7 protein-coding genes are annotated in these 12,441 nt (G+C 67.2%); 6 read left to right on the top strand and 1 reads right to left on the bottom strand.

Annotated elements, in window-relative coordinates; translation table 11 throughout:
* The first annotated feature begins 51 nt into the window (after window positions 1–51).
* From BRX43_RS09145 to BRX43_RS09125, 5 genes are all read left to right on the top strand, one after another.
* Window positions 52–1,050 (top strand): PhoH family protein, encoded by a 999-nt coding sequence (locus BRX43_RS09145; protein ID WP_125994553.1) that lies wholly within the window; start codon window positions 52–54, stop codon window positions 1,048–1,050.
* 66 nt (window positions 1,051–1,116) lie between these two features.
* On the top strand, window positions 1,117–1,629 hold the full coding sequence (ybeY, locus tag BRX43_RS09140; RefSeq protein WP_125994552.1) for an rRNA maturation RNase YbeY: 513 nt from the start codon (window positions 1,117–1,119) through the stop codon (window positions 1,627–1,629).
* Window positions 1,630–1,631: 2 nt separating this feature from the next.
* Window positions 1,632–2,531 (top strand): hemolysin family protein, encoded by a 900-nt coding sequence (locus BRX43_RS09135; RefSeq protein ID WP_125994551.1) that lies wholly within the window; start codon window positions 1,632–1,634, stop codon window positions 2,529–2,531.
* A gap of 70 nt (window positions 2,532–2,601) precedes the next feature.
* On the top strand, window positions 2,602–3,927 hold the full coding sequence (locus BRX43_RS09130; RefSeq protein WP_125994550.1) for a sorbosone dehydrogenase family protein: 1,326 nt from the start codon (window positions 2,602–2,604) through the stop codon (window positions 3,925–3,927).
* A 398-nt stretch (window positions 3,928–4,325) separates the two neighbouring features.
* Window positions 4,326–7,406, top strand: coding sequence for a TonB-dependent receptor (locus tag BRX43_RS09125; protein WP_125994549.1), 3,081 nt, complete (start codon window positions 4,326–4,328; stop codon window positions 7,404–7,406).
* 97 nt (window positions 7,407–7,503) lie between these two features.
* Here BRX43_RS09125 and BRX43_RS09120 read toward each other — a convergent pair whose 3' ends face one another.
* The gene (locus tag BRX43_RS09120) at window positions 7,504–9,267 is read right to left on the bottom strand and encodes a methyl-accepting chemotaxis protein (protein ID WP_125994548.1); all 1,764 of its coding nucleotides are present in this window, start codon (window positions 9,265–9,267) and stop codon (window positions 7,504–7,506) included.
* 372 nt (window positions 9,268–9,639) lie between these two features.
* Here BRX43_RS09120 and acnA point away from each other — a divergent pair, with 372 nt between their 5' ends.
* The gene (gene acnA / locus BRX43_RS09115; protein WP_125994547.1) at window positions 9,640–12,327 is read left to right on the top strand and encodes an aconitate hydratase AcnA; all 2,688 of its coding nucleotides are present in this window, start codon (window positions 9,640–9,642) and stop codon (window positions 12,325–12,327) included.
* Window positions 12,328–12,441 lie beyond the last annotated feature (114 nt).

The following is a 12,441-nucleotide window of genomic DNA, read 5'->3' as shown; positions in this document are numbered from 1 at the left end:
GTCATCGGCGTCCCACATTCACCTTCGACTCGCTGACACTGAAAGGACCGCATGAGCCGCAAGCCCGTCCCCGCCCGCCTGGGTGAGCGTTCCCGCACCGAACTGGTGTTCGATCGCCCACAGGCGCTGGCGCTGCTGTTCGGCCAGTACGACCAGAATCTGGTCGCGCTGGAGAACCGGCTGGGAGTGTACATCACCGCGCGGGGCAATCGCATCGGGCTGGAAGGCACCGCCGAACAGGTGGCGCTGGCCCGCGACGTGCTCCAGGATCTCTACAGCCGGGTCGAGCGGGGTGAGCCGGTCGACACCGGGCTGGTCGACGCCTCGATCGCCATGGCGGCCGAGCCGACGCTCGACGGCATCGTCTCCGCCGAGGGGCAGCGCGGCCCCGGCATCATGATCCGCACCCGCAAGAAGACGATCGTGCCGCGCACGCCGGCCCAGGCGCACTATATGCGCGAACTGGTCGGCAACGACATGATCTTCGCGCTGGGGCCGGCGGGCACCGGCAAGACCTATCTGGCGGTGGCGCAGGCGGTGGCGCAACTGATCACCGGATCGGTGCAGCGGCTGATCCTGTCGCGCCCGGCGGTCGAGGCGGGCGAGCGCCTGGGCTTCCTGCCCGGCGACATGAAGGAGAAGGTCGATCCCTATCTCCGACCGCTCTACGACGCGCTCTATGACTGCCTGCCCGCCGAACAGGTCGAGCGGCGGATCGCCAGCGGGGAGATCGAGATCGCGCCGATCGCCTTCATGCGCGGCCGGACGCTGGGCGACGCCTTCGTCATCCTCGACGAGGCGCAGAACACCACGCCCGCGCAGATGAAGATGTTCCTGACCCGTTTCGGCCAGAACAGCCGGATGGTGATCTGCGGCGATCCCAACCAGGTCGACCTGCCCGGCGGCGTCGCCGCCTCCGGCCTGGCAGACGCGGTGCGCCGCCTGGAGGGGCTGGAGGGGATCGCGATGAGCCGCTTCACCGCCGCCGACGTCGTCCGCCATCCGATCGTCGGCCGCATCGTCGAAGCCTATGAAGGCCCGAACGCCTGACGCGCAGCACGCCCGGCCTCCACGGGCGTGCTGTTCCCCCCTTCCCATCTCGGCTAAGGACCGGGCATGATCCAGATCGAACTTTCCCGCGAAGAGCCCTGGCCCGATGGCGACTGGCAGGCGCTCGCCGAGCGCGCCGCCCGCGCCGCGATCGAGCGGACGCCGCAGGGCCCGCTCATCACCACGCCGGCCCTGGTCGAGATCAGCGTGCGGCTGACCGACGATGACGAGGTGCAGGTGCTCAACCACCAGTATCGGCAGAAGGACAAGCCGACCAACGTCCTGTCCTTCCCGATGGTGCAGCCCGACCTGATCGACACGGTCAGCCAGAACAGCGACGATGGCGAGCTGCTGCTCGGCGACATCGTGCTGGCCCATGGCGTGTGCGAGCGCGAGGCGGCGGAGCGCGGCATCCCGGTGACCGACCATGCCACCCATCTGATGGTGCACGGCGTGCTCCATCTGCTAGGCTATGACCATGTCGATGACGACGAGGCGGCCGAGGCGATGGAGGAACTGGAACGCCAGGCGCTCGCCTCGCTCGGCATCGCCGACCCCTATCTGATACGTGAGGACTGATCTTGGCCGACGACCGAAGTAGCGCCGCGCACGATGAAAGCATCTGGCGCGGCCTGAAAAGCCTCATCTTCGGCAATGGGGTCGAGGAATCGCTGCGCGAGCAGCTGGAAGAGGCGATCGACCGGCACGAGGACGACCCGGCGCCGGACGCCAAGGGGGACCTGTCGCCGCTGGAGCGGCAGATGGTCCGCAACCTGCTGCATTTCGGCGAGCGCGATGCCGGCGACGTCGGCGTGCCCCGCGCCGATATCGTCGCGGTCGAGGAGCGGACCAGCTTCGCGCATCTGGTCCAGATCTTCGCGGAGGCCGGCCACAGCCGCCTGCCCGTCTATCGCGAGAAGCTCGATACGATCATCGGCATGGTCCATATCAAGGACGTGTTCGCGATCCTGGCGCGCGGCGGGCCGCAGCCGGCGACGATCGCGGCGCTGATCCGCGAGCCGCTTTATGTGCCGATGAGCCGGGGCGCGCTCGACGTGCTCGCCGACATGCGCTCCAAGCGCGTCCACCTGGCGATCGTGCTCGACGAATATTCGGGCACCGAGGGCCTGGTGACGATCGAGGACCTGGTCGAGGAGATCGTCGGCGAGATCGAGGACGAGCATGACGAGGCGCCCCAGGCGCTGCTGATCCCGCTCGACAATGGCGGCTGGGATGCCGACGCGCGCGCCGAGCTGGAGGACGCGGCCGAGGCGATCGACGAGCGGCTGGGCGAAGCGGACAGCGATGTCGACACGCTGGGCGGGCTGGCGGCGGTGCTGGCCGGCCATGTGCCGGCGATCGGCGAGTGCATCGTCCATCCCTCGGGCTGGACGTTCGAGGTCATCGACGCCGACGAACGCCGCATCCACCGGCTGCGGCTCCACCCGCCGGCCGAGCAGGCGGCGCTGGAAGAGGCCTGACGATCCGGAAGGGCCGAGGGTGATGCCATCGGCCCTTCCGTTCGGCGCACGGAGCGCCTAACTTGCCGTCATGCTGAAGCACGTCCTGCGCGTCCTCGCGCTTGTCATCGTCGTGGCGATCGGGATCGTCGTCTATATCGCCTGGCCCGACGAGGCGAAGCTGTCGGTCGACCAGGTGGCGGGCGCGCGGCCCGACATCACCGCGCCACGCGTCCAGACCCTGCCGACCGTCAAGGTGGCCGATGCGGTCGGCTGGCCCGCCGGCGCCAAGCCCAAGGCCGCGCCGGGGCTGGCGGTGGCGGCCTTCGCCACCGGGCTCGATCATCCGCGCTGGCTCTACCGCCTGCCCAATGGCGACGTGCTGGTCGCCGAGACCAACTCCCCGCCGCGCTCGGGCGGCGGCATCCAGGGCTGGGTGATGCGCCACCTGTTCGGCAAGGTCGGCGCGGCCGTCCCCTCCGCCAACCGAATCACGCTGCTGCGCGACGCCAATGGCGACGGCGTGGCCGAACAGCGCCACGTCTTCATGCAGGGCCTCAACTCGCCGTTCGGCATGGCCCTGCTGGATGGGCAGCTCTACATTGCCAATACCGATGCGCTGGTCCGCGTGCCCTATCGCGATGGCGAGACGCAGATCACCGCCAAGCCGGAAAAGGTCGTTGCGCTGTCGGGTGGCGGCAATCACTGGGCGCGCAACGTGATCGTGTCGGGCGACGGCAAGACGCTGTTCGTCTCGGTCGGCTCGCGTACCAACATCGCCGATGAGGGGATCGAGCGCGAGACGTACCGCGCCAACATCCTCCAGGTCTGGCCCAACGGCGACTGGCGCATCTATGCCGCCGGCCTGCGCAACCCGAACGGCATGGCGATCAATCCGATCAACAAACAATTGTGGACCGTGGTCAACGAGCGCGACATGCTCGGCTCCGACCTCGCCCCCGATTATCTGACCCAAGTTGAGTTCGGCGATCAGTTCGGCTGGCCCTGGTATTATTGGGGCGGCTATCCCGACAATCGGGTCGAGCCGAAGAACCCGCAATTGCAGGAATATTCCAAGCGCCCCGATTATGCGCTGGGTCCGCATGTCGCCGCACTGGGCCTGAGCTTCGCCGACAGCGCCAAGCTGGGCGCGGCCTGGGCGAACGGCGCGTTCGTCGGCGAGCATGGCTCGTGGAACCGCAAGCCGGTGTCCGGCTACAAGGTCGTCTATATCCCCTTCGGTCCGACCGGCTATCCGGTGAAGGGGGCCAAGCCCGTCGACGTGCTGACCGGCTTCCTGAACGCCAAGGGCGACGCGATGGGCCGTCCGGTCGGCGTCATCACCGATCGCACCGGCGCGCTGCTGGTCGCGGACGATGTCGGCAATGCGATCTGGCGGGTGTCCGCAGCCCGGTAAGAGGGGTTAGGGCGCGATCGAGGATTGGCGCCCGACCCATATCCTGTGACGTAGCCGTATCGGAAACGGTTTAAGCCGAACTAGCGTTCGAACCCGAAGGCGGCCGCCGACTTTGTAAACCCCTGCCGGGCCTCTGCGAACGCAGAGGCCCGGTGTACCGCACATCACCGACCGTTGCTTGAGCTCCTGCCGTCGCAGGAACGCGGCAAGGCGTTTTGCGAATGTCGCGCTCCCACCAATCGTTCGACGGGATCGGCGACCGCCCAGCCCCCTCCCCCACGATGGTCGCTGCGACTTTGGTCGTAGATGCCCGCTGCGCCCCATTGGCGTAGAAGGGCCGCCACCGACCAGGGGACCAGTCCGATCGAACGGCACGGCCCCGACGACCAAGGGGATGGATGATGACGAAGGGCAGTCGCGGGCGGACACGGGGTTCGCTGGTTTATGATAACGCTACCAGCCTGATCGTGCTGGCCGCCGCGCTGATCGCCAGCCCGGCCCTGGCGCAGGAAGCGGCCCCGGCCGCGCCGCAGAACCAGGCCGGCGTGCCGGACTCGACGCGTTCCGCCGATCCCGCCGCGCCCGACCAGCTGGTCGCACCCGAAACCACCACCGACGGCACCGCCGAGCCGCAACAGGCCCCGACCACGGGCGCGGACATCGTCGTCACCGGCACGCGCATCACCGCCACCGGCTTCAACGCGCCGACGCCGACGACGGTGATCGGCGAGGACCAGATCCTCAAGAACGCGCAGCCCAACATCTTCAACACGGTGGCGCAGCTGCCGTCGCTGCAAGGCTCGACCGGCGCGCAGACAGGTACGTTCAGCACGTCGAGCGGCTCGCAGGGGCTCAGCTCCTTCTCGCTGCGCGGCCTGGGCACGATCCGCACGCTGACGCTGCTCGACGGGCAGCGCGTGGTCGGCGCGAACGTGACGGGCGTGCCGGACATCAGCCAGTTCCCGCAGCTCCTCATCAAGCGCGTCGACATCGTCACCGGCGGCGCCTCCGCATCCTACGGCTCGGACGCGGTCGGCGGCGTCATCAACTTCATCACCGACACGCGCTTCACCGGGTTCAAGGGCAACCTCCAGACCGGCGTCACCAATTATGGGGATGGCGGGCAGGTGCTGGCCCAGGCGGCGGTCGGCAAGGCCTTTGCCGACGACAAGCTGCACGTCATCCTGAGCGGCGAATATTCCAAGGACCAGGGCGTCGGCCCCGGCTTTTTCGGCGAGGATCTGGCCGGCAGCCGCGACTGGTATCGCGCCAGCACGCTGGTCGATACCGGCATCCGCGACAACGGATCGCCGCAATTCAACTATCGCGACCATGCGCAGGCCTATCAATATACCCGCTACGGCCTGATCAGCAACGGGCCGCTCCAGGGCACCGCCTTCGACGTGAACGGCGTCCCCTTCCAGTTCAACTATGGCTCGAACGGCGTACCGGCCAAGAACCAGGGCGGCAGCGTGATCGGCTGCTATGTCGGCTTCTGCGTCGGCGGCGACCAGTCGGGCCATGTCGGCTCGGGCACCTCGCTGCAATCCGCGCTCCAGCGCCTGAACGGCTATACGCGCATCGGCTATGACATCGCGCCCGACACGGAAATCTACGCCACCGTCAACGTCGCGCAGGTCAAGTCCAGCAACCAGCCCAATCCGGGCGCGGCGCGCAGCGGCCTGACGATCAGTTGCGCCAATCCCTATCTGCCCGAGTCGATCACCACCGCCTGCGCGGCGAACGGCATATCCTCGTTCCAATACGGTTTGAGCAGCGCGATCCTGCCCAACATCAAGGTGCATACCGACCGGCGCCAATATCGCTTCGTCGGCGGGCTGAAGGGCAAAGCCGATTTGGGCGGGACCAACTGGACCTATGATGCCTATTACGAGCATGGCATCAACATCACCGACATCAATGTCGACAACATCCTGCTGACCCCCCGCTACGACGCGGCGATCAACGCGACGCGGATCAACGGCCAGATCGTCTGCGCCGACCCGGTCGCTCGCGCCAATGGCTGCCAACCGATCAACATCTTCGGCGGCTTCACCCCGTCGGCCGGCGCGCTGTCCTATATCGTGCCGGAGACCGGCCCGTTCCAGCATACCAAGCAGACCCAGGACGCTGCGGCGATCAGCGTGTCGGGCACGCCGCTGGAGCTGTGGGCCGGGCCACTCGCCATCGCATTCGGCGCGGAATATCGCCGCGAATTCTACCGGGTGAACGCCGACCCCTATGGCGCGGGCGTCTCGCCGATCAGCCCCAATTCCGATCTCTACCCGGTTGATCCGCTCCTCAATTCGGCGACCGGCAGCAACTGGTACGCCGGCAACTACAAGAACGGGTCCGGCAAATACCACGTCCTGGAAAGTTTCCTGGAACTCAACCTGCCGGTGCTCGACTCGGCGGTGCTGGGCAAGGCCAACGTCAACCTGGCGGGTCGCGCCACGCGCTATTCGACTTCAGGCCTGATCTATGCTTGGAAGGCCGGCGGCACCTGGGAAACCCCGCTCGACGGCCTCCGCTTCCGTGCCGTGACCTCGCGCGACGTACGGGCGCCCAACCTGTCGGAGCTGTTCGCCGCGCCGACCACGACCACCGTGCCCAACTTCACCGATCCGCGCACCTCGATAGATTTTCCCAGGGGCCGGCAGGTGCTGATCATCCAGAACACGATCGGCAACCCGCAGCTCCGCCCGGAGACTGCACGCAGCACCGAGCTGGGCGCAGTCTACTCGCGGCCGTCCTGGCTGCCCGGCCTCAGCCTGTCGTTCGACTATTACAACATCAAGGTGAAGGACGTCGTCTCCAGCCTGTCGGCGCAGCAGATCGTCAACCTGTGCGTCGTCCAGAACATCCCCGCCACCTGCGGCGCGTTCGACCTCGACAGCAACTTCAAGTTCGTCAACGTCCAGTCGTTCAACCTCGCCTCGATCAAGACGCGCGGCTTCGATATCGAGGCGAGCTATCAGTGGCGCAATCCGCTGGGCCTGGACGGCAACTTCACGCTGCGCGGCCTCGGCACCCACGTGATCGACTTCATCACCGATCCCGGCCTGTCCGGCACCATCCCGGTCGATTCGGCCGGGGCCAATTCCGGCGCGACGCCGGACTGGAAGTGGCTGGCCATCCAGACCTATGACAATGACAAGTTCAGCCTGCTAGTCCAGGAGCGGTGGTTCAGCGACGGCGTGTTCGGCAACCAATATGTCGTCTGCTCGACTGGCAACTGCCCGGTCTCGACCGCGAACAATCCGACGATCGATTACAACCGGATGAAGGGTGCCTTCTACATCGATATCGGCGGGTCGGTGAACGTCACCAAGGAAGTGGCGATGTTCTTCAAGGTCGACAATCTGTTCGACCGCGATCCGACCCCGTCGCCGCAGACCAATACCGGGCTCGACGTCAATCCGGCGCTCTACGACACGCTGGGCCGCTTCTACCGCGTCGGTGTGCGCGCCCGCTTCTGATCCCCCCAGGTTGCCCCGGACCCCTCCGGGGTGGCATTCCCCTGCCCTGACACGGCGTCGGTCGATCCAGTCGACCGACGCCGTCTTTTCATGCCCGTCAGGCCATTTCCAGCAGGACGCCGGCCTGCGGCGCGCGCGTCGGTATCGGCGACCCCCGCATGTCGACCGTGAAGCTTTCCGCCTGCCGCGCCATCGCCTCCACCTCGTGCGACAGGGTACGCGCGGCGGCCGAAGTCTCCTCGACCATCGCGGCATTCTGTTGCGTCGCGCCGTCCATCACGCTCACGTTGCGCGCGATCTGGCTGATCGCCGTCGCCTGCACCTGATTGTCCGTCGCCATCCGGCCGACCAGCCCGTGGACCAGGCCGACATCGCCGGCGATCGCGACCAGCGCCTCGTCGACCCGCTGGACCAGATCGACCGCGGAGACGATCTCGCCCTGGGTCACGGTCAGTTGCGACCGGGCGCGCTTGGCCTCCTCCTCGGCGCGCATCGCCAGTGCGGAAACCAGATCGGCGACCACCGCGAAGCCACGCCCCGCCTCGCCCGCCCGGCCCGCCTCGACAGCGGCGTTCATCGCGAGCACGCGGGTCTGGAAGGCGATCTTGTCCAGGCCCTCGATCACCGAGTCGATCCCGCGGGCGCTGGCCGAGACCCGCTGCATCGCCGCCACCGCCTCGTCGGCGACGGCGCGACCATCGCCCACGGTCGCGATCGCATCGCCGGCCTTCACCACCATCTCCCCCGCCGCCTGTTCAGAGGCGGCGACCCGTGCCTCGATCCGGCCGATCTCGGCCGCCGTGGACTCCAGATTGGCGGCGCTCTGTTCGGTGCGACGGGCCAAATCCTCGGAGGCGAGCGCGATCTCGCTCGATCCGGTGCGGATCGAGACGGCGCTGGTCCGAACCGATCCGATCAGCCCGCGCAGATGCGCCAACCCCGCGTTGAAGTCGCGGCCGACCGCCGCATAATCGGCCGGGAAGTCGGCCGGGATCTCATAGGTCAGGTCGCCTTCGGACACCGCCGCGATCGTCCGCTGCAAGCCTTGCGTCACCTGGCGCTGGGTCGCCGCCTGGACCCGCTCCGCCTCGATCCGCGCCGCGCCGCGCGCGCGGAACACCTCGCAGGCGCGGGCCATCCGGCCCAATTCGTCCGCATCGTCGACATAGGGGATGTCGACGGTCCGTTCGGCGGCCAGATCCTCCATCGTCCCCGCCAGACACCCGATCCGATTGACGACGCCGCGTTGCGTCACCCGCTGCGACGCCAGCCACACGGCCGCCGCCACCGCCGCCAGTACCCAGGCGGTGATCGCCGCGCCCTGGTCGATCGTGCTGATCCAGCCGACCTGTGCGTCGGCCTGACGGATCTGCTCGTCGATCAGGTCGCTCATTGCCGCCGAGACGGGATCGATCGTGCCGTACAGGGTGCCGACGACGAACCGGTCGAGCGCCGCCCGGTCGCCCCGGCGCAGGATCGACTCCAATGCCGCGACATGCCGGTCCGCCGCCGCCATCCGCTGCTCGGCGATCGCCGCCAGCAGGGCCTCCTTCCCGCCCGGCCGCGTCGCGGCATAGGCGCGCCAATGCTCGGCCAGCTGCGTCCGCCCGTCATGCACATGGGCCAGCGACTGGGCCATGGTGAAGTTGCCGTTGCGCGCCTTGTGCGCGGCATCGACGATATCGACCGCATATTTGTCGGCCACCACCTTCAGGTCGCGCAAGGGGGCGATCCGGCCGGTCAGCAACTGGCTGAGCGCCTGTCGATTGGCATGGAGCGACAGGTGCAGCGTCAACGTCAATCCGGCGAAGGCCAGCGCCAGCAACGACAGACATATTATCAGCCTGGTCCGGATCGTCATCTATTCTGGTCCGCCACGATGCGAGGTTAATAGAACGCATCATAGAGGGCGGCCGGGACGGCGACGGACCGAATCGGATAATATTATATCGGATCACTGCATCCTTTTGATTATGCTCGAATCCGATTTTGACGGCCGGCAGCGTGGCTGAGGATGGGCCGGACCCGGCCGTCCCCTGTCCGGCAAAGGCGAAAATGCGCTATGATGAGGGACATCGTCCGCCGGCGCGCTGCGGGAGAAACCCCGCGCCGCCCCCTTTCCCCCCAGCCGGAGCGCTGCTATCGCGCGCCATACCCCTGCCCTTCGCGCCCCCTGCGGTCCTTGCGCCCGCGTCCCCGGCGCGCTGGGGCATAGACAGGCAGAAGGACCCCTATGACCGCCATCGGCCAGGACACGCTCAACACCCGCACGACCCTGTCGGTCGGTGGCAAGAGCTATGATTATTATTCGCTCGCCAAGGCGGCGGAGCAATTGGGCGACGTGTCGCGCCTGCCCTTCTCGATGAAGGTGCTGCTGGAGAACCTGCTGCGCTTCGAGGACGGCGTCACCGTCACCCGCGAGGACATCCAGGCGATCGTCGACTGGCAGAAGGATGCGCGCTCCAACCGCGAGATCCAGTATCGCCCCGCGCGCGTGCTCATGCAGGATTTCACCGGCGTGCCGTGCGTCGTCGACCTCGCCGCGATGCGCGATGCGATGACCAAGCTGGGCGGCGATGCCGAGAAGATCAATCCGCAGGTCCCCGTCCACCTCGTCATCGACCACTCGGTCATGGTCGACGAGTTCGGCACGCCCCAGGCGTTCCAGGACAATGTCGACCTGGAATATCAGCGCAACGGCGAGCGCTACGAGTTCCTGAAGTGGGGCAGCAAGGCGCTGGACAATTTCCAGGTCGTGCCGCCGGGCACCGGCATCTGCCACCAGGTCAACCTGGAATATATCGGCCAGGCGGTCTGGTCGTCCAAGGAGATCGGCGACCATGCGCGCGGCGAGGCGATGATCGCCTATCCCGACACGCTGGTCGGCACCGACAGCCACACCACGATGATCAACGGCCTGGGCGTGCTCGGCTGGGGCGTCGGCGGCATCGAGGCGGAAGCGGCGATGCTGGGCCAGCCGGTGTCGATGCTGATCCCCGAGGTCGTCGGCTTCAAGCTGACCGGCGCCCTGAACGAGGGCATCACCGCCACCGACCTGGTGCTGACCGTCACCCAGATGCTGCGCGCCAAGGGCGTGGTGGGCCGCTTCGTCGAGTTCTTCGGCCCCGGCCTCGCCAGCATGACCCTGGCGGACCGTGCGACGATCGCCAACATGGCGCCGGAATATGGCGCGACCTGCGGCTTCTTCCCGATCGACGAGCGCACCATGGACTATATGCGCCTGACCGCGCGGTCCGAGGAGAATATCGCGCTGGTCGAGGCCTATGCCAAGGAGAACGGCTTCTGGCGTCACGCCGACAGCCCGGACCCTATCTTCACCGACACGCTGGAGCTCGACATGGGCACCGTCACCGCGTCGCTCGCCGGGCCGAAGCGTCCGCAGGACCGCGTGTCGCTGGGCAAGGTGGACGAGGTGTTCAACGGCGACCTGTTCAAGGTCTATCACAAGGAGCGCCCGGTCCGTGCGCCGGTCGCCGACCGCGACCATGACATCGGCGACGGCGACGTGGTGATCGCGGCGATCACCTCGTGCACCAACACGTCCAACCCGTCGGTGCTGGTCGCCGCCGGCCTGGTCGCGCGCAAGGCGCGGGCGCTGGGCCTCAGCCCCAAGCCCTGGGTCAAGACCTCGCTCGCGCCCGGATCGCAGGTGGTCACCGACTATCTCGACAAGGCGGGCCTGACCGAAGACCTGAACGCCATGGGCTTCAACCTGGTCGGCTATGGCTGCACCACCTGCATCGGCAATTCAGGGCCGCTGCCCGCGCCGATCAGCGCCGCGATCAACGAGAACGACCTGGTCGCCGCCTCGGTCCTGTCGGGCAACCGCAACTTCGAGGGCCGGGTGTCGCCGGACGTGCGCGCCAACTTCCTCGCCTCCCCGCCGCTGGTCGTCGCCTATGCGCTGAAGGGCACGGTCACGACCGACATGAACACCACGCCGATCGGCCAGGGGTCGGACGGCCAGGACGTGTTCCTGAAGGACATCTGGCCGACCAACGACGAAGTCACCACGCTGATGAACGCGAACATCGACGATGCGATGTTCCGCAACCGCTATGGCAACGTCTATCAGGGCGACGCCAAGTGGTCGGGCATCGACGTGACCGGGTCGGACACCTATCAGTGGCGCGCCGGTTCGACCTATGTCGCCAACCCGCCCTATTTCGAGGGTCTGGAGATGACCCCGGCTCCCGTCTCGGACATCATCGAGGCGAAGCCGCTGGCGATCCTGGGCGACTCGATCACCACCGATCACATCTCGCCGGCCGGCTCGATCAAGGCGGACAGCCCGGCGGGCAAGTACCTCCAGGAGCATCAGGTCAGCCGCGCCGACTTCAACAGCTATGGCGCGCGTCGCGGTCACCACGAGGTGATGATGCGCGGCACCTTCGCCAACATCCGCATCAAGAACGAGATGGTGCCGGGCGTCGAGGGCGGCATGTCCAAATATGACGGCGAGGTGATGCCGATCTACGACGCGGCAATGCGCTACAAGGCCGACGGCACGCCGCTGGTCGTGGTCGCGGGCAAGGAATATGGCACCGGTTCGTCGCGCGACTGGGCGGCGAAGGGCACCAACCTGCTCGGCGTCCGCGCCGTGATCGCCGAGAGCTTCGAGCGCATCCACCGCTCGAACCTGGTCGGCATGGGCGTGCTGCCGCTCCAGTTCGCGGCGGGCGTTGATCGCAAGTCGCTGAACCTGGACGGATCGGAGACCTTCACCATCCATGATGTGAGCGGCCTGCGTCCGCGTCAGGATGTCGAGGTCACGCTGACCCGCGCCGATGGCAGCAGCGAGACGTTCCAGACCCGCTGCCGGATCGATACCGTCAACGAGCTGGAATATTTCCTGAACGGCGGCATCCTTCACTACGTGCTGCGCAAGCTGGCGGCATAAGGACGATGCCCGGGCGTCCGGCCGATCCGGACGCCTTAGGGTTCAAGCGAAAGGCCGCGATCCTGCGAGGGGTCGCGGCCTTTTCGTGTGAGGGCGATGGACTCGCGCGAAGAC

Origin of the sequence: Sphingomonas sp. S-NIH.Pt15_0812, from assembly GCF_003951315.1 — a bacterium.
Lineage (GTDB): Bacteria > Pseudomonadota > Alphaproteobacteria > Sphingomonadales > Sphingomonadaceae > Sphingomonas.
Note: the sequence above shows the minus strand (reverse complement) of the source record. Positions and strands in the feature narration are given on the sequence as shown.